We start from the raw sequence: 19,655 nt of genomic DNA, 5'->3' as shown, positions 1-19,655 counted from the left end.
GACGAAGGCCGGTGACCCCGTGGGGACACCGGCCTTCGTCGTGCCCGGCGCGGAGGCGCGGGCGGGGTGGGTCAGACCGAGCGGAACGCGACGACCGCGTTGTGCCCGCCGAAGCCGAACGAGTTGCTGACGGCGACGATCTCGCCGTCGGGCAGCCGGCGCGGCTCGCCGACGACGACGTCGAGGTCGATCTCGTCGTCCATCTGCGTCACGTTGATCGTCGGGGGAGCGAGGCGCTCGTGCAGCGCCTTGACGGTGAACAGCGCCTCGATGGCTCCGGCACCGCCGAGCAGGTGACCCGTCGACGCCTTGGTCGCCGACACGATCAGCTTCGAGGTGTGGTCGCCGAAGACCCGCTTGATCGCGTGGTACTCGGCGATGTCGCCGACGGGCGTGCTGGTCGCGTGCGCGTTGACGTGCACGACCTGGTCGCGCTCGACCCCGGCGTTCTCGAGCGTCGCGATGACCGCACGGGCGGCACCGGTGCCCTCGGGGTCGGGGGCGGTGATGTGGTACGAGTCGCTCGTGACCGCTCCGCCGATCAGCTCGGCGTAGATGCGGGCGCCGCGGGCGAGCGCGTGCTCCTCGGTCTCGAGGACGAGCGCCGCGCCTCCTTCGCCGAGGACGAAGCCGTCCCGGGTGACGTCGTACGGGCGGGAGGCGGTGGCCGGGTCGTCGTTCCGCTTCGACAGGGCCTGCATGGCCGCGAACGAGGCGAGCGGCATCGGGTGGATGGCCGCCTCGGAGCCGCCGGCCACGGCGATGTCGGCGAGGCCCGACTGGAGGTGGTCGTAGGCCATGGCGATCGACTCGGTGCTGGAGGCGCAGGCCGAGACGACCGTGCGGGCGCCGGCGCGCGCGCCGAGGCTCATCGAGATCGCGGCGGCAGGACCGTTGGGCATCAGCATCGGCACGGTCATCGGCAGGACGCGACGCGGGCCCTTCTCGCGGAGGGTGTCCCACGCGTCGAGCAGGGTCCAGACGCCGCCGATGCCGGTGGCCCAGTCGACGATGAAGCGCTCGGGGACGACCTCGGGCGAGCCGGCGTCGGCCCAGGCCTCGCGCGCGGCGGTGAGGGCGAACTGGCTGGACGGGTCGAGGCGCTTGGTCTCGCGGCGGTCGAGCACGTCGGCCGACGGCACCTTGGCCTGGCCGGCGATGGTGACGGGCAGCTCGTACTTGGCGACCCATTCCTGCTCGAGGGTCGTGATGCCGGACTCGCCCGCGAGGAGCGCGTTCCAGCTGTCGACGGCGGTGCCGCCGAGGGGGGAGGTGCCACCGAGGCCGGTGACGACGATCTTCTTGGTCATGACGATTCTCCTGGAGAGACGATGCGTCCCTCGGCAGGCGCGGAGCCCACGAGGGGGGACGGAGAGGCCCGGTCGCCCCGAGGGGAGACCGGGCCGTCGACGTCTAGTCCTGTGCCTTGGTGATGAAGGTGACGGCGTCGCCGACGGTCTTGAGGTTCTTGACCTCTTCGTCGGGGATCTTCACGTCGAACTTCTCCTCGGCGTTGACCACGATGGTCATCATCGAGATGGAGTCGATGTCCAGGTCGTCGGTGAACGACTTGTCCATCTCGACGGTGTCGGTCGCGATGCCCGTCTCGTCGTTGACGAGCTCGGCCAGGCCGGCGAGGACTTCTTCGGTGGACAGTGCCATGGTGTGTTCTCCTTGAGGGGGTGTCGTGGTGACCGGGGTAAAGCCTATACAGGGCGGCGGCGGCGAGCCGTCGCGGCGCGCTACGGGAGGACGACCACCTGAGCGCCGAACACGAGCCCCGCACCGAAGCCGATCTGCAGCGACAGGCCGCCGCTGAGCTCGGGGTGCTCCTCGAGGAGGCGGTGGGTCGCGAGCGGGATGCTGGCGGCGGACGTGTTGCCGGTGGTCGCGATGTCGCGGGCGATGACGACCGTGTCCGGCAGGCCGAGCTGCTTGGCGAACTCGTCGACGATGCGCATGTTGGCCTGGTGCGGCACGAACGCGGCGAGCTGGTCGCTCGTGACGCCGGCCTGCTCGAGGGCCTGCTTCGCGACCTTGACCATCTCCCACACGGCCCAGCGGAAGACGGTCTGGCCCTCCTGGCGGAGGGTCGGCCAGGCGACCTCGCCGGCACCGGCGCGGTACTCCTGCATCGTGTTCGTCATGCGGATGGCGTCCCACTTCGAACCGTCGCTGCCCCACACGGTGGGAGCGATGCCGGGGGTGTCGCTCGCGCCGACGACCGCCGCGCCCGCCCCGTCGCCGAGGAGGAACGAGATGGTGCGGTCGGTCGGGTCGATGAAGTCGCTGAGCTTCTCGGCCCCGACGACGAGCACGTACTCGGCCAGGCCGGACTTCACGAAGGAGTCGGCCTGGGCGATGCCGTAGGCGTAGCCGGCGCAGGCGGCCGAGATGTCGTAGGCGGCGGCCGGGTTCGCGCCGATCTTCTCGGCGAGCAGCGAGGCGACCGAGGGGGTCGCGACGCCGCCGCTGATGGTCGAGACGAGCACGACGCCGATCTGGTCGGGTCGGATGCCCGCCTTGGTGATCGCCTCGTTCGCGGCGGCCTCGGCGAGGTCGACGACGTGCACCTCGGACGACGCCCGCACGCGCGTCACGACGCCGGTCCGCTGCTGGATCCACTCGTCGCTCGAGTCGATCGGCTCCACGATGTCGGCGTTCGGCACGACCTGGTCGCCCCGGGCGGCGCCGATGGAGAGGATGCGCGTGTACTCGGCGCCGTGCTGCTGCTTGAGCTGGGGGGTGGTCATTCTGCTCCCTCGAGGAGGTCGACGGCGGCCTGCAGGTCGTCGGGGGTCTTCACCGCGACGGAGGGGACTCCGCGCAGCGCACGCTTGGCGAGGCCGGTGAGGGCGCCCGCAGGGGCGAGCTCGACGATGCCGGTGACGCCGGCGTCGGCGAACGAGGTCATGACGGCGTCCCACCGGACCGGCGAGGACACCTGGCCGACGAGCAGCTCGACGAAGCGGGCGCCGGAGTCGACGGCGCTGCCGTCGGCGTTCGTCCAGAGCCGCAGGGTCGGGTCGGAGGCGGTGACCGAGGAGGCGGCGGTGCGGAGGCGCTCGACGGCCGGCTCCATGAAGCGGGTGTGGAACGCCCCGGCGACCTGCAGCGGCACGACCCGGCTCTTGGCGGGCGGCTCCGCCGCGAGTGCGGCGAGGGAGCTCAGCTCGCCCGCGACGACGACCTGCCCGCCACCGTTGTGGTTCGCGGCGGTGAGCCCCAGGGCCTCGAGGCGGGCGGCCAGCTCGGCCTCGTCCCCGCCCAGGACGGCGCTCATGCCGGTCTCGACCAGCGACGCGGCCTCGGCCATGGCGCGGCCGCGCTCGGCGACCAGGCGGACGGCGTCGTCGTCGGTCAGCACGCCGGCGACCGCCGCCGCGGTGAACTCGCCGACGGAGTGGCCGGCGACGCCGCCGACCCGGCTGCGGTCGACGCGGGAGAAGAGTGCACGGACCGTGAGCAGCCCGGCGGCGACGATGAGCGGCTGGGCCACCGCGGTGTCGCGGATGGTGTCGGCGTCGGACGTCGTCCCGTGGGCGACGAGGTCGACCCCGGCCGACTCGGACAGCGACTCGAGGAACTCGCGCTGGGCGCCGTCCTCCAGCCAGGGCTCGAGGAATCCGGGGGACTGGGAGCCCTGTCCGGGCGCTACGACGACGATCACTCGACCATCATGCCAACGACGTGTCCCGTCCGTGTGGAGCAACTCGACCAAAGATCGGCGTGGACACTGTGGATCACCACAGCCGCGACCCACAGCCGCGACCGCAGCGGTCAGCGTCGTCGGGGCGTCTGCCCGTCCGTGTCGGCGATCGACCCGAGGATGAGCGCCGACTGCAGCACGATGGCCTCCCGCGAGCCGGTGGCGTCCCAGCCGATCACGTCGGACACGCGCTTGAGGCGGTAGCGCACGGTGTTCGGGTGCACGAAGAGCTCGCGTGCCGTGGCCTCGAGCGACCGACCGTTGTCGAGGTAGCACCACAGGGTCGTGAGCAGCTCGGTCGAGTGCGTCTTGAGCGGCTTGTAGATGCGGTTGACGAGGGTCGAGCGGGCGAGGGGGTCGCCGGCGAGGGCGCGCTCGGGGAGCAGGTCGTCCGCGAGAACCGGACGAGGCGCGTTCCGCCACGACCGGGCGACGGCGAACCCGGCGAGGGCGGCCTTGGCGCTCTGGGCCGCCTCGACGAGGCTCGGCACCTCGTGCCCGAGCACGAGGTGCCCGTCGCCGAAGCCGGGCTCGAGGGCCGAGGCGATGTCGGTGAACGGGGGCTGCGAGGTGGACACGCCGTTCTCGTCGGTCTCCTGCTCGGCTCGACCGATGACGAGCACCAGCCGGCTGCCCTGCACGCCGATCAGGACGTCGGCGTCGAGGTGCCGCGCCGTGCGGCGGAGCTGGTCGACGTCGAGCATGCGCGGGGCCGTGCCGACCAGCACGGACACCTCGCCGTGGCCGTGCCAGCCGAGCGCCGCGATGCGGCTCGGCAGCTCGTCGTCGTACTCGCCCCGCAGGATCGAGTCGACCACGAGGGCCTCGAGCCGGGCGTCCCAGAGGCCGCGCGCCTCGGCGGCCCGGGCGTAGACGTCGGCCGAGGCGAAGGCGATCTCCCTCGAGTACAGGAGGATCGCCTCCCGCAGGCTGTCGTCGCCGTCCTTGACGCGTTCTTCGACCACCTCGACCGTGACCCGGATGAGCTGGAGGGTCTGCTGGAGGCTGATGGAGCGGAGCAGCTCTCGCGGGGCCGCGCCGAACACGTCGGCGGCGATCCACGGCGTCGACCGGGGGTCGTCGAACCAGCTGATGAAGGAGGTGATGCCCGCCTGGGCGACGAGCCCCACCGCCGACCGGCGGCCGGGCGGCATGTCGCCGTACCAGGGGAGCGTCTCCTCCAGCCGCTTGATGGTCGCCGTCGACAACTCGCCGGACACCGTCCGCAGCCACGCGAGCGTTCGCTCCTTCGTGGCCGCGGACGGCTCCATCGGCGAGGCCGGGACCCGCTCGGCGCTCACGCGGTCGTCAGCTCTCCCCGCCGGCGGTGCCGCTGGTGCCGGCCGTCACGTCGTGCAGCTGGTAGCGGTCGATCGCCTGCTGGACGACGCTGCGGTCGACGTCGCCGCGCCGGGCGAGCGCCTGCAGCGTGCGGACCACCATGGAGGGACCGTCGATCTTGAAGAACCGACGTGCCGCCGCACGGGTGTCCGAGAAGCCGAAGCCGTCGGCGCCGAGCGTCAGGTAGTCGCCGGGCACGTACTCGCGGATCTGGTCGGGCACGGCCGCCATGAAGTCGGACGTCGCGATGACCGGCCCCTCGGAGCCCTGGAGCTTCTCGGTGACGTAGGGCGTGCGGGGCTCGGCGCTCGGGTTGAGGAAGTTGTGCTCCTCGGCCTCGAGACCGTCGCGGCGCAGCTCGTTCCACGAGGTGACGCTCCACACGTCGGCGGCCACGTTCCAGTCGTCGGCGAGCAGCTGCTGGGCCTCGAGGGCCCAGCGGACGCCGACGCCCGAGGCGAGCAGCTGGGCACGCGGACCGAGGTTCTCGGCGGCCTTCAGCTTGTAGAGGCCGCGCACGACGCCGTCGACGTCGAGGTCGTCCGGCTCGACGGGCTGCTGCATCGGCTCGTTGTAGACGGTGATGTAGAACATGACGTTCGGGTCGTCGTGCGACGGGGTGCCGTCGTCGTTCTTCCCGTACATGCGGTCCATGCCCGCCTTGACGATGTGCCCGAGCTCGTAGCCGTACGCCGGGTCGTACGAGACGACGGCGGGGTTGGTCGAGGCGAGCAGCAGCGAGTGGCCGTCCGCGTGCTGCAGGCCCTCGCCGGTCAGCGTCGTGCGGCCCGCCGTGGCGCCGATGATGAACCCGCGGGCCATCTGGTCGCCCGCGGCCCACATGGCGTCGCCGGTTCGCTGGAAGCCGAACATCGAGTAGAAGACGTAGACCGGGATGAGCGGCTCGCCCTGCGTCGAGTACGACGTGCCCACGGCGGTGAAGGCCGCGAAGGCGCCGGCCTCGTTGATGCCGACGTGCAGGAGCTGGCCCTGGGGGCTCTCCTTGTAGGCCAGCAGCAGCTCGCGGTCGACGGACGTGTAGTGCTGCCCGTTGGGGTTGTAGATCTTCGACGTCGGGAAGTACGCGTCCATGCCGAAGGTGCGCGCTTCGTCCGGGATGATCGGGACGATGCGGTGGCCGAAGTCGGGGGAGCGCAGCAGGTCCTTCAGCAGGCGGGCGAAGGCCATCGTGGTGGCCACCTCCTGCTTGCCTGACCCCTTGCGGACGACGTCGTAGGACTTCGCCTCGGGGACCGCGATCTCGGTGTACTTGCTGCGGCGCTCGGGCACGTAGCCGCCGAGGGCGCGTCGGCGCTCGTGCAGGTACTGGATCGCCTCGTCGCCGTCGCCCGGGTGGTAGTAGGGCGGCAGGTACGGGTCCTCGTCGAGCTGCGCGTCGCTGATCGGGATGCGCATCTCGTCGCGGAACTGCTTGAGGTTGTCGAGGGTGAGCTTCTTCATCTGGTGGGTCGCGTTGCGGCCCTCGAAGGCCGGGCCGAGGCCGTAGCCCTTGACGGTCTTCGCGAGGATGACGGTGGGCTGGCCCTTGTGCTCGGAGGCGGCCTTGAAGGCCGCGTAGACCTTCTTGTAGTCGTGGCCGCCGCGCTTGAGGTTCCAGACCTGGTCGTCGGTGAAGTCCTTCACGAGCTCGAGGGCGCGCGGGTCGCGGCCGAAGAAGTTCTCGCGGACGTACGCGCCGCTCTCGGCCTTGTAGGTCTGGAAGTCGCCGTCGGGCGTCGTGTTCATCAGGTTGAGCAGCGCGCCCTCCGTGTCGCGGGCGAGCAGGTCGTCCCACTCGCGGCCCCAGACGACCTTGATGACGTTCCAGCCGGCACCGCGGAAGAAGCTCTCGAGCTCCTGGATGATCTTGCCGTTGCCGCGCACCGGGCCGTCGAGGCGCTGCAGGTTGCAGTTGATGACGAAGTTGAGGTTGTCGAGGCCCTCGTTGGCCGCGACCTGGAGCTGGCCGCGGCTCTCGACCTCGTCCATCTCGCCGTCGCCCAGGAACGCCCAGACCTGCTGGTCGGAAGCGTCCTTGATGCCGCGGTTGGTGAGGTACTTGGCGACCTGCGCCTGGTAGATCGCGTTGATCGGCCCGAGGCCCATCGACACGGTCGGGAACTGCCAGAACTGGGGCATGAGCCGGGGGTGCGGGTACGAGCTGAGGCCGCCGGTGTGGTGCGACTTCTCCTGGCGGAAGCCGTCGAGCTGGTCGGTGCCGAGGCGGCCCTCGAGGAACGCGCGGGCGTACATGCCGGGGGAGGCGTGGCCCTGGAAGAAGACCTGGTCGCCGCCGCCCGCGTGGTCCTGGCCGCGGAAGAAGTGGTTGTAGCCGACCTCGTAGAGGGCGGCCGACGAGGCGTAGGTCGAGATGTGGCCGCCGACCGAGACGCCGGGGCGCTGGGCGCGGTGCACCGTGACGGCCGCGTTCCAGCGGATCCAGCGGCGGTAGCGGCGCTCGAGCTCTTCGTCGCCGGGGAACTCGGGCTCGTCCTCGGTGGCGATGGTGTTCACGTAGTCGGTCTTGGGGACCATCGGCACGCCGAGGTGCAGCTCGCTCGAGCGAGACAGCAGGCTCTTCATGATCTGACGTGCGCGTTCGTGGCCCTGCGCCGCGACGAGGGAGTCGAGCGACTCCCTCCACTCGGCGGTCTCCTCGGGATCCTGGTCGGTCGTGTCGACCGTGTACGGATCCTGATCGTTTACCGTCACCCTTGACCTCTATCACTCGTGTGTGGTGGACAACAGCCGCCGCCCCACGGGGGCGCACGGCGGTCAGCTCGACGCGGCTCGGGTCCCGGGTCGTCGTCGCGCACTGACCTGGCGAGTCTAGTTGGCTCCGCCGACGGAGGCTCGGCACGCCCTGGGAGAACGTCCTCGCGCGCGGCCGACAGAGGCGTAACATCGCTCCTCGTGTTGACGTCGGTCGCCCGGACCGGCGCGGAAGGAACGTGCTCATGGCGCTGGAGAACGACATCCAGGCTCCCGACTTCGATCTGCCGAACCAGTTCGGCGAGCACGTGCGCCTGGCGGACTACCGCGGCGTGCGCCCCGTCGCCCTCGTCTTCTTCCCGCTGGCCTTCTCCAGCACCTGCACCGCCGAGCTCTGCACGCTCCGCGACAACCTGGCGATGTTCCAGGACGCCCGCGTCGAGCTGATCGGCATCTCCGTCGACTCGAAGGCGACCCTGCGGGCCTTCGCCGAGGAGGAGGGCTACGACTTCACCCTCCTGGCCGACTTCTGGCCCCACGGCGAGGTGTCGAAGGAGTACGGAGTGTTCCTCGAGCACAAGGGCTTCGCCACCCGCGCGACGTTCCTCATCGACGTCGACGGCGTCATCCGCGAGCACTTCCTCACCGAGCCCGGCCAGGCACGCTCGCTGGCCGACTACCGCGCCGCGCTCGACCAGCTCACGTCCGTCCCGGCCTGACTCGCCGTCAGGGCTGGCCCGCAGGAGGCGCCGGTCGCGTCTGCTTCGCGATAACCTGTCTCCTGCTCGCCCGGCCCGCCCGGCGCGAGGGCCTTTAGCTCAGTTGGTAGAGCGCCACGTTTACACCGTGGATGTCATCGGTTCGAGCCCGGTAGGGCCCACCAGAAGAAACGCTGGTCCAGACCCTGTTCCCGCGCGCAAGATGCGATTCGGTCCTGCACAGGTCGAAGCGATGTCGGTGTGGTGTCGGTGAAGCGTCAGGGCCTGCCGCAGACCGATCCTCAATCAGGTCTCACTTCGAGATCGCTGTCGATGCGGTCCACTCCCGGCAAGATCCTGACGAGCGCCTCTACCTCGTGGCGCTCCGTGAACGATCGCACGTGTCCCCACGTACTCGCGGTCCCTTCGCCGTCGACGGCTACGTGGATGTGCTCGGCGCGAGAGAGAGCCTCAGCGACGAGCGCGTGGCGCACGGCTCTTTCTGCGTCGGAATCGGCTCGCGGCCGTGCGATGTCGAGGTGCACGACGACCCTGGGTACGCCAGGGACGTCTGCGACGACGAGACGTGCACCAGTCACCTGGTGAGACCATTCCACCGTGCCGGACACGACCACTCGGGTTCCCCCCTCCTCGACCTCTACCTCGACGGCATCGACGGGGAAGCCGCGCCACCGACGTAGAGCCCGTCGGACACGGCGGGCAGCCTCCTCGCCCGCGAGCACGGGGCAAGAGTCGGGAAAGGCGGAGGGAACGCGAGTCGTCGTCATCGACCGAGCTTGCGGGAGCGACGCTGCCGTTGCGAGGGGCGATGGTCCCGACGAACGGCGACGTGCCCGGCCGGGTGACCTTCGGCCCTGTTCCGAGTCGCCCGTCAGTTCTAGGGTGGATCTCCTGGGTGGTGGCGCGGACGCGGACGGCCTTCGTGGACCGCCCGGCGTCCCATGCCGCGCTGGCGAACGAGGAGGCCTTCCGATGGCCCACCCGACAGAGGCAGCTGCCACGACGGCGCCTGCCGCACCTGCCTCTCACGGTTCCCGATCGCGTCAAGCTGCAGGGATCCTCGCGCGGCACGGGATCGACTCGCTTCGCACCCCCTCCGCCGTGGAGCTGCGGCTGACCCTCGAGGAACTGGGACCGACGTTCATCAAGCTGGGGCAGCTGATGTCGACCCGACCCGACCTGCTGCCGCCCTCGTACATCGACGAACTGGGGCGCCTCCTCAGCTCGTCGGCCCCCGTCGCGGGTGCCGTGATCGTGCAGGTCGTCGAGGAAGAGCTCGGGATGCCGATCGAGGACGCCTTCGCCTCCTTCGACGTCGAGCCGCTCGCGGCGGCGTCCATCGGCCAGGCGCACGTCGCGACGCTCCGGGACGGCACGTCCGTCGTGGTCAAGGTCCGCAAGCCCGGGGCGGTGGAGACGATCCGTCTCGACGTCGAGATCCTCCGCACCCTCGCGGCTCGCGCCTCCCGCGTGTCGACGTCGGCGAGGGACCTCGACCTGGAGGGCCTCGTCGAGTCCTTCAGCAGGACGCTCCTCGACGAGTGCGACTACTCCCGTGAGGCCGACAACGCGGAACGCTTCGCGAACGACTTCGCCGACACGCCCGGCGTCCACATCCCGAGGGTGTTCCGCGCACTGTCGACGTCGCGCGTGCTGACGATGGACCGGCTGTCGGGCCTCCGCGTCGACGACGTCGACGGCCTGGACGCCGCTCACATCGACCGGAACAGCGTCATCACACGGTCGATCGACGTGATCGTCGCCATGGTCTTCGACAACGGCTTCTTCCACGCCGACCCGCACCCGGGAAACCTCTTCGTCGAGGCCGACGGGCGGATCGGGCTCATCGACTTCGGCATGGTCGGCGTCATCGGCGACGACGACCGGCGGCTGCTCGTCGCCCTGTTCGAGGCGCTGGTCGCCGCGGATGCGGACGCCCTGGCCCGTGCGCTCCGCTCGCTCGCTCCGGCCGGTGACGCTGCGCCGTCACTTGCCCTCCGACGCGACCTCGGCTCGTTCATCGCGGACTACCACGGTCGCCGCCTCGAGGACGTCCAGGTCGGCGCGCTCATCGGCACCCTGCTCGGCATCCTGCGCCGTCACCACCTCCGCGTCCCGCCGACCGTCGCCCTCCTGCTGAGGATGCTCACCGTCGTCGAGGGAATCGGCCTTCGACTGGACCCGGCGTTCTCCCTGGGGAGCTCGCTCCGGCCGGCGGTCGAGAAGCTGATGGTCGAGGCTCGTTCGCCGGCCGCCCTGCTCGACCGGGCACGGTCGTCGGGCCGGCAGCTCTGGCGTCTCGGCCGGGCGCTGCCCGAGAACGTCGACGAGCTGATCCGGACGCTGAACGGCGACGGTCTCGAGATCCACCTCCGCGCCCGGGAACTCGCCCCGCTCGTCACCCGCCTCGAACGGACGGGCGACCGGTTGGTGGCCGGCCTCGTGGTGTCGGCCCTCATCACGGGGATCGGTTCCCTCGCCTCCGGGCCCCGCGGCATCGGGTGGCGCGGCCCGCTCGCCAAGGTCGGCATCGGCACGATCGGAGCGCTCGGCACCTACCTGGCGGCGACGAGCCTGGGGCGGTCGCTCGGCGGCGACCGACGGTCCTAGTCACGGGACCTCCGCCTCTGCCGGGTGCCGCTGCCGTCAGCCAGCCTCATCTCGTGGCCGCACGGCCCCACGACGAAGGGCAACCCCATGACCGACTCCGCGACTCCTCTGCGCGTCATCCCCGGTGCTGCGCCGCGCTGGGCGAACCACCCCGCCGAGACGACGACGGCTGCGTCGACGGCCCACGGCACGACGCTCGGGGGCAGGCGCGCCCTCGCCGTGCTCCGTCTGGCGACCGGGTTCATCTTCCTCTGGGCGTTCCTCGACAAGACGTTCGGCCTCGGCTTCTCCACCCCCGCCGCACGAGCCTGGGTGGCCGGCGGGACGCCGAGCCAGGGCTTCCTGCTCAGCGACGGCGTCGTCGGCCCGCTCAAGGGCTTCTTCACCGCGGTCGCGAGCCCGGCGAGCGACATCCTGTTCCAGCTCGCCATGCTCGGCGTCGGCGCTGCCGTCATGCTCGGCATCGGCCTCCGGGTCAGCGCCGTCGTCGGCAGTGTCCTCATGGTGGCGATGTACCTCGCCGAGTGGCCCTTCGGCGCCAACGCCGCCTCGACGAACCCGCTCGTGGACTACCACATCATCTACGGCCTCGTCCTGGTCGCCCTCGCCGTCCTCGCCGCCGGTGACACCTGGGGCGTCGGAGCCCGCTGGCGTCAGCTGCCCCTGGTCCGCCGTCTCCCGTGGCTCGTCTGATGGGCGATCAGCCCCAGGCGTCCGGAGGTGCCACCAGCGTTCTGCTGGTGGCACCTCCGTACGCCGCTACCGTCGCCGAGGTGCTGGACGCGCACGACGTCGACGAGGGCGGACTCAGCGTCGAGGACGCCGCGCACCGCCTCGAAGAGGACGGCCCGAACGGTCTCCCCGCCGAACGACGCCCCCATCCCGTGATGACCTTCCTGAAGCAGTTCCACGACGTGCTGATCTACGTCCTCCTGGCCTCGGCGATCATCACCTTCGTCGTCGGCGACTGGATCGACGCGGTCGTGGTCCTCGCTGTGACGGTGATCAACGCCGTCGTCGGGCTGGTCCAGGCCGGCCGGAGCCAGCGGGCCCTCGACGGCATCCGGGCGATGCTGTCCCTCACCGCGACTGCTCGACGCGGCGGTCGTTGGGTCACGGTAGAGGCTGCGGATCTCGTCGCGGGCGACGTGATCCGGGTCGAGCCCGGCGACAAGGTCCCCGCCGACGCGCGGCTCATCGACGCCCACACCCTCCAGGTCGACGAGTCCGCGCTGACGGGAGAATCGGTCCCCTCCGACAAACGACTCGACGCGGTCAGCCGCACCAGCGGCGTCGGCGACCGGGTCGACATGCTGTTCTCCGGGACCCACGTCACCGCAGGCACCGGCACCGCCGTCGTCACCGCGACCGGCCTGGACACCGAGATCGGCCGCATCCACGCCCTCGTCACCGGCACGGCGAGCACCACGACGCCGCTCACGCGTCAGCTGGCGACCTTCAGCATGCGGATCACGCTCCTGATCCTCGCCGTCGCGGCGGGCATGCTCGCGATCGGACGCCTCGTCCACGACCGTGACCTCGCCGAGCTCGTGCCCGCGACCATCAGCTTCGCCGTCGCCGCCGTCCCCGAGGGCCTCCCTGCCCTCGTCACCATCACCCTCGCCCTCGGCGTCCGCCAGATGGCGTCCCACAACGCCATCGTCCGCAAGCTCACCGCGGTCGAGACCCTCGGTTCCGTCACCACGATCTGCACCGACAAGACCGGCACCCTCACACGCAACGAGATGACCGTCCGGACCGTCGTCACCCCCGTCAGCACCTTCGACGTCTCGGGCCTCGGCTACGCACCGCACGGCGACGTCACGACACGCTCCTCCGCCCACTCGTCCGACACGAGCCTCCTGGCCGTCGTCGAGGCGTTCGCCCTCTGCAACGACGCGCACGTGATCGAGTCGGACGGCGCCTGGAACGTCGTGGGCGACCCCACCGAGGGCGCCCTGACGGTGCTGGCGGTGAAGGCGAAGGTCGACACGCACGGCGCGACCCGGCTCGCGGTCGTCCCGTTCTCGGCCGAGTCGAAGTCGATGGCCGTCCGCTCGAGGAGTCTGGACGACCGCACGCACATGTTCCTCAAGGGCGCCCCGAGGGTGGTCCTCGACGCGTGCAGCCACGAGGTCGACGGCGACGGCCGACTCCGTCCGATCGATCGGGCAGGTTGGACGGCCACCGTAGACGACCTGAGCTCGAGGGGGCTCCGGGTCCTCGCTGCGGCACGGTCGGCCGAGACCGCACCGACGGCGACGCTCGTCGAGGGCGACTACGCGTCGGGCATGGTGTTCCTCGGCGTCGCCGGCATCGTGGACCCGCCCCGAGCCGAGGCCGTGGACGCCGTCGCCACGATGCACGGGGCAGGCGCGCGGGTGAAGATGATCACGGGCGACCACCCCGGCACGGCCCTCGCCATCGCGACCGAGATGGGCATCGCGGCAGCCGGAGCGCCCGTCCTCACCGGCTCCGACGTCGAGGGGATGACCGACGCCGAGCTCGCTGACCGTGCCCCTGGCGTCGACGTGTACGCCCGCACCAGCCCCGAGCACAAGCTGCGCATCGTGGCCGCCCTGCAGTCACGAGGCGAGACCGTGGCCATGACCGGTGACGGTGTCAACGACGCCCCGGCCCTGCGACGGGCGGACGTCGGCGTCGCGATGGGCATCAAGGGGACCGAGACGACGAAGGAGGCGGCCGACATCGTCCTCGCCGACGACGACTTCGCCACCATCGGCCATGCGATCGAGGAGGGACGTCGCATCCGCGACAACCTGCAGAAGTCCGTCCTGTTCCTCCTGCCCACGACCTCGGCGCAGGCTCTCGTGGTGCTCCTCGCGGTCCTCGTGGGCTTCACCCTCCCGCTGCAGGCGACACAGATCTTGTGGGTGAACCTCATCACCGCGGTCACGCTGTCGCTCGCCCTCGCCACCGAGCCCGCCGAGCCCGGGATCATGGCCCGTCCGCCGACGAAGCCCGGGCGGGGGATCCTCGACCGCAGTTTCATCGGGCGCATCGTCTGGGTCAGCGCGCTCATCACCGCAGCGACGATCGGGGTGTTCTTCTTCGAGACCGGACGCGGCGCCTCCGCCGCCGAAGCTCAGACGACCGCCGTGACCATGCTCACCCTCGGTCAGCTCGCCTTCCTGTTCAGCTGCCGGTTCCTGCGGGCCTCGAGCCTCCGGCCGGCCGTGCTCCGAGGGAACCGTGCCGTGTGGGTGTCGGCCGGGGTGCTCGTGACCCTGCAGCTGGTGTTCGTCTACGCCCCGTTCATGCACCCGTGGTTCCACTCGGCACCCCTCGGTGCCCGCGAGTGGGCCTCCACAGCCGCGATCGCCGCCCTGATCTTCCTCCTCACCGAAGCCGGCAAGGCCCTCGAACGCGCGCGCCACAGGTCACGGCAGCTCCGCCCGTCCGCGCACCCCTCATGACGCACGTCGACGCCGAGACCGCTCACCGCGGCGGGCGGTCCCAGCGCATGAACTGGCTCCGAGCAGGGGTGCTCGGGGCCAACGACGGCATCATCTCGACCGCCGGCCTCGTGGTGGGCGTGGCCGCGGTGGGAGTCAGCCGCGAACCGATCGTGGTCGCCGGCATCGCCGGGCTCGTCGCCGGCGCCGTGTCGATGGCCCTTGGCGAGTACGTGTCCGTCAGCGCTCAACGGGACAGCGAACGCGCCCTCCTCGCCGAGCAACAGGCAGACCTCGCAAGGGACCCCGAGAAGGAGTGCGCAGAACTGGCCGCGATCTACCGGCACAAAGGCCTGTCCGGCGACACGGCACAGCGGGTCGCCGAGGAACTCACCGCCCACGACGCCTACGCCGCCCACGTCGACGCTGAGCTCGGCATCGACCCCGATGAGCTCACGAACCCGTGGCACGCAGCCCTGGCCTCCGCGGTGGCCTTCACCGTCGGAGCCGTCTTCCCGCTCGTGGCGATCCTGCTCGCGCCTGACGCGTCCCTCGTGCCCGTCACGGTCGTCGTCGTCATCGTCGCCTTGGTCGTCACCGGGACCATCAGCGCCGCCCTCGGCGGCGCGAAGCGGACGACCGCCGCGCTCCGCCTCGTCGCCGGAGGCGCCGCGGCGATGGCGGTCACCTGGTCGATCGGACAGCTGCTCGGCCTCGCCACGGCATGAACGAGCGCACTCCGACACCCGAAGGTCGTCCCGCTCGATTCCTCGACACGACCACGAACGGAACACCGTCATGCAGAAGACGTCACCGACAGCCCTCGCCCGCCACGAGCTGACCGAAGCACTCGCCTCTCCCCACGGACGCAGCGCCCGGACGGTCTTCGGCGGACACGAGCACCAGCTCCGTCAGACGTTGATGGCGCTCCGGGCCGGGGAGCAGCTCAGCGAGCACGTCAACCCGGGAGAGGCAACCGTGCAGGTCATCTCCGGACGCGTGTCGCTCCGGAGGGGAGACGTGTCCTGGAACGGGTCGACAGGAGACCTCCTCACCGTGCCCGACGGCCTGCATTCCCTTGACGCCGTTGAGGACTCCGTCGTCTTGCTCACGGTCGTCAAGGCACCTTGAGCAGCCCCACATCCACACCGAGGTAGCCGCGGGACGTTGTCCTCTACTGGTCGAACCACACCTCGGCGAAGCTCGACACCAGGGTCAGTGGACCCCGTTGCCCGGGTGATCCGGGTGACCTGCACGACCAGCGAAGGACACCCCATGGACCAGACGACCTCGACACGCACCGCCTCTGTTCCTGCCCCGGTCTCGACCTCACCGTCGCGGCACGTCGAGACGTACCCGCTCGGCGACCCACGCCTCCTCGGCATCGAACCGGGCAGCATCGTCGTCGGCCACGACGGCTCACCAGGCGCCGACGCCGCCCTCGAGGTCGCCCTCGGCCTCGCGGACGACCTCGGCGTGCCCATCGCCGTCATCCGCACCTGGAGCATCTTCGACGCCCCCAACCCGGCCGGGTTCACGTTCGGGTACGCGTCGTCGTTCCCCGAGCTCGCGACGGCCGTGCAGAAGGCCCTCGGCGAGGACACGGCCGCAGCGACGGCACGGCACCCCGACCTGCGACCTCAGCTGCGCGAGGTCCGCGACGTGCCCGAGGAGGCGCTGCCCCGCCTGTCCGCCGGGGCCCGGATGCTGGTCATGGGCAGCCGGGGGCTGGGCTCGGTCCGGTCGGCGCTGCTCGGGTCCGTGAGCGCCAGCTGCGTCCACCGAGCGACCTGCCCCGTGCTGATCGTCCCGCTGCACCGCTCATGACGACCCTGGCCGACACCCGGTCGGAGCACGGGCGAGCGACGCTCGTCGCCGGCGTGTCCGCCGTGCTCGAGACCCGCTTCCCCCTCACGACGCTGCAGCACGTGCGCGACGTCGTGGGCGAGAGCCACGACGCGATCGTCGGCACGGGGGTGCCGATCCGGGCGTTCCTGCCCAACGTCATCGAGCACCGCGCCCGCGCGCGGCTCGTCGCCGAGGAACGATGAAGGTCATCGGCAACGTCCTGTGGTTGATCGGAGCCGGGTTCATCGCGCTCGACGGGGTCTACCTCGTGTGGTCCCTCCAGGCGGGGAACCTCGAGACGAACGGGCTGCTGACGATCGGCCTCTCCGGTGTGTTGTGCCTGTTCCTGGCCTTCTACTTCAGCCGTGTGCTGCGGGCGGGCGGTCCCGTCCTCCTGCCGGAGGACCGCATGGACGCCGACACCGACGACGGGGACCCGGAGATGGGATTCTTCAGCCCCCACAGCTGGTGGCCGATCCTCCTTGCCGCTGCATGCGGCCTCATCTTCCTGGGACTTGCCGTGAGCGCCTGGATCTGGATGCTCTCTGCCCCCTTCCTGCTGGTCGCTCTCGTGGGGTGGGCCTTCGAGAACTACCGGGGCCAGTTCGCCCACTGAGACCCTGCACCTCACCGGAGACTTCGGACCAGCTCCAGGAAGTCGTCAGCGGTCTCCTTCGGAGAGGGCCGCCCGGTCGTCCGCCGAGGACTCACGATCCCTCTTGGCGTCGGCTCGGTCGTGGGCCGCCTCTCGCCTCTCGCCCTGGCCGGCGTAGGAGCCGGTCGTGTCGGTGAACGCCTCGAGATCAGCGACCCGTGCGCGTTCGTCGGAGACGGCGTCCCGCCTCGTGGCTGCGTCATCTCTCTCTGTGGCGTCGTCGAGGACTTTCTTCACCCTGTCGCCACGCTCGTCTTCGCCTGACCTGTCCGAAGTCGTCATCGCCACAGACAACTCCTCGGCGCCGCCCCCCGCAAGGGGGCGACGTCCTCAGGGACGGATCACTGGGCTGTGTAGCCGCCGTCGACGAGGTGGTAGCTGCCGGTGATGAACGACGCGGCATCCGAAACGAGGAACGCGACGAGGGCCGCGACCTCGTCCGGCTCGCCCAGCCGCCCGAGCGCGTGCTTGGCGCTTAGTGCGGACAGTGTCGCCTCGTCGAGGGCGTCGGTGACGAGGGGCGTGCGGATGAAGCCCGGTCCCACCGAGGTCACCCGGACCTTCTGCGCCGCGTACTCGAGGGCCGCGTTCTGGGTGAGCCCGAGGATGCCGTGCTTGGCGGTGACGTAGCCGGACGCTCCGGGGAACCCCACGGACCCGAGGATGGAGGCCATGTTCACCACGGCTCCGCCGCCTGCTGCGGCGATCGCGGGAAGCTGCTGCTGGAGGCCGAAAAAGACCGAGTTGAGGTTGATGTCGATCACTCGGCGCCACCCGTCGAGGGACATGTCGCCGACCGAGGCCGACTCGCCGGAGATGCCGGCGTTGTTCACCGCGATCCGGAGCGGTGCGAGTGCCGTGGCCGCGTCGACGCTGGTCCGCGCGAAGTCGGGGTGGGCGACGTCGCCCGTGAGGGCCTCGGCACACCGCCGTCGCGGCGGATCTCGTCGACGACGGCCGCGGCGCCGTCTCCGTCGAGATCGGCCGCGACCACGGCAGCCCCGTTCGCGGCGAGGAGGAGGGCGATCGCACGGCCGATGCCGGAGCCGGCCCCGGTGACGATGGCGGATCGGTCGCTGACGTCGTAGCTGGGCATGGTGTCTCCTGAGGGTCGAGGCCGGGACGAGTGAGCAGATCGCTCACGGATGCGGCCCAGCAGGGGGAGTCTCGCGGCACGGGCTCCCGTCCGACAGGGCAGGAGGTCCTGCGTACCGGACATGCGCCTCCCATCGGACCTTCGACCCTGCTGCTCGGCGCCAGCCGGTGCGACCGTGGAGCATGACCACTCAGACGAACCACCTCTCCGCCGAGCACGACTCTCGGCCCGTCGTCGTCGGCTACGACGGCTCCGCGTCCGCGGGCTCCGCCCTGGACCGCAGCATCTCGATGGCACGGGCGCTCGGCGTCCCGCTCCGCATCGTCTCGACCTGGCAGTACCCGACCTCGTACGGGGGATACCCCCTGAGTGGCTGGACGCCCGAGGAGGACGCCAGGATCATGATCGATGCGGCCCTCGTCACCCGTTTCGGCAGCGACGTCCCGACGTGGGTCTCGTCCGAGACCGTGGAGGGCGGCGCGGCCCGGGTGCTCATCCGAGAGAGCCGGGACGCGCAGATGCTCGTCGTCGGCAGTCGCGGACACGGCGGCTTCGTCGGCCTGTTGCTGGGCTCCGTCAGCTCGGCCTGCGCCGAGCACGCCTCGTGCCCCGTCCTGGTGATGCACGCCCCGCCCGTCGACCACGACGACGCGATCGACGCCGGCGCCGAGGCACTGGGCGACGGCAGCCGCACCTCGGACCAGCTCGCGGGGGCGACGACCTCATGACCGACGTCGCCACCGCCGTCGCCCACCACGACGACCCCCTCACCGCTCGCACCCGAGCCGTGACCCGGTCGACGGGCCAGCACCCGGGCGACTGGGGCCGCGCCGTCTCGTTGGCGCTGGAGTACCTCGCGACTCAGGTCGCGTTCCGCGACGGCGTCCCCGAGGACCACGTGCTCGAGGGTCGGGACGTGCTGCTGCAGGCCGTCCCGAGCGACCACGGCGTCGAGATCGTCGTGGAGCTCGCGGCCGACCGCGTCGGTCACCTCGACGACGGCGGCTGCGACGACCGCTCCGCCGCAGCGGAGCGGCGGCTGCGGGACTCCGTCGGCTACGCGCCGGGCAGGGACCCCCGCGCCTCCTGAACCGGAGCGGCGTCACGCCCTCGGAGCCACGGGCTCCGGGGGCGCGACCGTGCGCTCGGACGACGCGAGCACCCGGTGCAGGTCGGCGATCATCGCGAGCTGCCGGGTGTTGATGTCGAGCAACAGCTCGATGTCGATCTTCGCCGCCGCGTTGGTGTCGAAGTCGTGCTGGGCCAGGGCTGCCGAGATGGCGTCCTGACGCTTGGCCGCGATCAGGAGGATCGCCCCCTGCAGGCCGGCGAGCATGCTCAGCAGCAGGTTCAGCAGGATGTACGGGTAGTCGTCCCACCCCCGCCAGAACGAGTTGAGGGCTGCCCAGACCAGCATGAACGCGATGAACCCGCCCACGAAGGTCCAGCTGCCCATGACGTTCCGCAGCCTGTCGGCGGCACGTTCGCCTCGAGTCAGCGTCGATCGTTGCGCCTGGTGCCACGTGAGACGGGGCAGCGCCCGCGCGCT

20 protein-coding genes, 1 tRNA gene and 1 pseudogene are annotated in these 19,655 nt (G+C 70.9%); 12 read left to right on the top strand and 10 right to left on the bottom strand.

Annotated features, from left to right (window positions below; all coding sequences use genetic code 11):
* Positions 1 to 71: 71 nt before the first annotated feature.
* The 6 genes from ITJ48_RS02595 to aceE form a co-directional block, all read right to left on the bottom strand.
* Complete coding sequence (locus ITJ48_RS02595; RefSeq protein ID WP_194612288.1) at positions 72 to 1,310, bottom strand: beta-ketoacyl synthase; 1,239 nt, start codon at positions 1,308 to 1,310, stop codon at positions 72 to 74.
* Between the two features lie 103 nt (positions 1,311 to 1,413).
* Positions 1,414 to 1,662, bottom strand: coding sequence for an acyl carrier protein (locus ITJ48_RS02590; protein WP_056054313.1), 249 nt, complete (start codon positions 1,660 to 1,662; stop codon positions 1,414 to 1,416).
* An 80-nt stretch (positions 1,663 to 1,742) separates the two neighbouring features.
* Positions 1,743 to 2,753: a beta-ketoacyl-ACP synthase III gene (locus tag ITJ48_RS02585; protein WP_194612287.1), complete on the bottom strand. Its 1,011-nt coding sequence runs from the start codon at positions 2,751 to 2,753 to the stop codon at positions 1,743 to 1,745.
* Positions 2,750 to 3,670 carry an ACP S-malonyltransferase gene (locus ITJ48_RS02580; RefSeq protein WP_194612286.1) on the bottom strand — a complete coding sequence of 307 codons (921 nt, stop codon included), beginning with the start codon at positions 3,668 to 3,670 and terminating at the stop codon, positions 2,750 to 2,752. The genes ITJ48_RS02585 and ITJ48_RS02580 overlap by 4 nt, the downstream gene beginning before the upstream one ends.
* Before the next feature lie 110 nt (positions 3,671 to 3,780).
* Positions 3,781 to 4,980 (bottom strand): CdaR family transcriptional regulator, encoded by a 1,200-nt coding sequence (locus ITJ48_RS02575; RefSeq protein WP_133738084.1) that lies wholly within the window; start codon positions 4,978 to 4,980, stop codon positions 3,781 to 3,783.
* 37 nt (positions 4,981 to 5,017) lie between these two features.
* Positions 5,018 to 7,762 (bottom strand): pyruvate dehydrogenase (acetyl-transferring), homodimeric type, encoded by a 2,745-nt coding sequence (aceE, locus tag ITJ48_RS02570; RefSeq protein WP_194612285.1) that lies wholly within the window; start codon positions 7,760 to 7,762, stop codon positions 5,018 to 5,020.
* A gap of 245 nt (positions 7,763 to 8,007) precedes the next feature.
* On the opposite strand from aceE, the gene ITJ48_RS02565 reads away from it, so the two are divergent.
* Positions 8,008 to 8,481, top strand: a complete 474-nt coding sequence (locus ITJ48_RS02565) for a peroxiredoxin (protein ID WP_123546080.1) — start codon at positions 8,008 to 8,010, stop codon at positions 8,479 to 8,481.
* Positions 8,482 to 8,569: 88 nt separating this feature from the next.
* Positions 8,570 to 8,645, top strand: a tRNA-Val gene (locus ITJ48_RS02560).
* 117 nt (positions 8,646 to 8,762) lie between these two features.
* Here ITJ48_RS02560 and ITJ48_RS02555 read toward each other — a convergent pair.
* The gene (locus ITJ48_RS02555; protein WP_194612284.1) at positions 8,763 to 9,248 is read right to left on the bottom strand and encodes a BON domain-containing protein; all 486 of its coding nucleotides are present in this window, start codon (positions 9,246 to 9,248) and stop codon (positions 8,763 to 8,765) included.
* A gap of 334 nt (positions 9,249 to 9,582) precedes the next feature.
* Between ITJ48_RS02555 and ITJ48_RS02550 the strand changes: the two genes are divergently transcribed.
* The 8 genes from ITJ48_RS02550 (at position 9,583) to ITJ48_RS02515 (ending at position 16,971) form a co-directional block, all read left to right on the top strand.
* Positions 9,583 to 11,091 carry an AarF/ABC1/UbiB kinase family protein gene (locus tag ITJ48_RS02550; RefSeq protein ID WP_194612283.1) on the top strand — a complete coding sequence of 503 codons (1,509 nt, stop codon included), beginning with the start codon at positions 9,583 to 9,585 and terminating at the stop codon, positions 11,089 to 11,091.
* 87 nt (positions 11,092 to 11,178) lie between these two features.
* Complete coding sequence (locus ITJ48_RS02545) at positions 11,179 to 11,784, top strand: DoxX family protein (RefSeq protein ID WP_228506188.1); 606 nt, start codon at positions 11,179 to 11,181, stop codon at positions 11,782 to 11,784.
* Between the two features lie 47 nt (positions 11,785 to 11,831).
* Complete coding sequence (locus ITJ48_RS02540) at positions 11,832 to 14,528, top strand: cation-translocating P-type ATPase (RefSeq protein ID WP_370544741.1); 2,697 nt, start codon at positions 11,832 to 11,834, stop codon at positions 14,526 to 14,528.
* Positions 14,525 to 15,235: a VIT family protein gene (locus ITJ48_RS02535; protein ID WP_194612281.1), complete on the top strand. Its 711-nt coding sequence runs from the start codon at positions 14,525 to 14,527 to the stop codon at positions 15,233 to 15,235. The genes ITJ48_RS02540 and ITJ48_RS02535 overlap by 4 nt, the downstream gene beginning before the upstream one ends.
* A 70-nt stretch (positions 15,236 to 15,305) precedes the next feature.
* Positions 15,306 to 15,638, top strand: coding sequence for a cupin domain-containing protein (locus ITJ48_RS02530; RefSeq protein ID WP_194612280.1), 333 nt, complete (start codon positions 15,306 to 15,308; stop codon positions 15,636 to 15,638).
* Positions 15,639 to 15,782: 144 nt separating this feature from the next.
* Positions 15,783 to 16,334 carry a universal stress protein gene (locus ITJ48_RS02525; protein ID WP_194612279.1) on the top strand — a complete coding sequence of 184 codons (552 nt, stop codon included), beginning with the start codon at positions 15,783 to 15,785 and terminating at the stop codon, positions 16,332 to 16,334.
* The gene (locus ITJ48_RS02520; protein ID WP_194612278.1) at positions 16,331 to 16,558 is read left to right on the top strand and encodes a three-helix bundle dimerization domain-containing protein; all 228 of its coding nucleotides are present in this window, start codon (positions 16,331 to 16,333) and stop codon (positions 16,556 to 16,558) included. The genes ITJ48_RS02525 and ITJ48_RS02520 overlap by 4 nt, the downstream gene beginning before the upstream one ends.
* On the top strand, positions 16,555 to 16,971 hold the full coding sequence (locus ITJ48_RS02515; RefSeq protein ID WP_194612277.1) for a cytochrome c oxidase subunit 4: 417 nt from the start codon (positions 16,555 to 16,557) through the stop codon (positions 16,969 to 16,971). The genes ITJ48_RS02520 and ITJ48_RS02515 overlap by 4 nt, the downstream gene beginning before the upstream one ends.
* A 45-nt stretch (positions 16,972 to 17,016) precedes the next feature.
* On the opposite strand, the gene ITJ48_RS02510 is transcribed toward ITJ48_RS02515, so the two are convergent.
* Together ITJ48_RS02510 and ITJ48_RS02505 are read right to left on the bottom strand one after the other, a co-directional pair.
* Positions 17,017 to 17,298, bottom strand: coding sequence for a hypothetical protein (locus ITJ48_RS02510; protein WP_194612276.1), 282 nt, complete (start codon positions 17,296 to 17,298; stop codon positions 17,017 to 17,019).
* 53 nt (positions 17,299 to 17,351) lie between these two features.
* Positions 17,352 to 18,106, bottom strand: a pseudogene (locus ITJ48_RS02505) (SDR family NAD(P)-dependent oxidoreductase).
* Positions 18,107 to 18,288: 182 nt separating this feature from the next.
* Between ITJ48_RS02505 and ITJ48_RS02500 the strand changes: the two are divergent.
* On the top strand, positions 18,289 to 18,834 hold the full coding sequence (locus ITJ48_RS02500) for a universal stress protein (protein WP_194612275.1): 546 nt from the start codon (positions 18,289 to 18,291) through the stop codon (positions 18,832 to 18,834).
* Positions 18,831 to 19,196: a hypothetical protein gene (locus tag ITJ48_RS02495; RefSeq protein ID WP_194612274.1), complete on the top strand. Its 366-nt coding sequence runs from the start codon at positions 18,831 to 18,833 to the stop codon at positions 19,194 to 19,196. The genes ITJ48_RS02500 and ITJ48_RS02495 overlap by 4 nt, the downstream gene beginning before the upstream one ends.
* Before the next feature lie 12 nt (positions 19,197 to 19,208).
* On the opposite strand, the gene ITJ48_RS02490 is transcribed toward ITJ48_RS02495, so the two are convergent.
* Positions 19,209 to 19,562 (bottom strand): DUF1003 domain-containing protein, encoded by a 354-nt coding sequence (locus ITJ48_RS02490; RefSeq protein WP_194612273.1) that lies wholly within the window; start codon positions 19,560 to 19,562, stop codon positions 19,209 to 19,211.
* Positions 19,563 to 19,655: the final 93 nt, after the last annotated feature.

The organism is Frigoribacterium sp. VKM Ac-2530, from assembly GCF_015350835.1.
GTDB lineage: Bacteria > Actinomycetota > Actinomycetes > Actinomycetales > Microbacteriaceae > Frigoribacterium.
The sequence above is the reverse complement of the archived record's forward strand: the minus strand, read 5'-3'. Positions and strand labels throughout refer to the sequence as shown.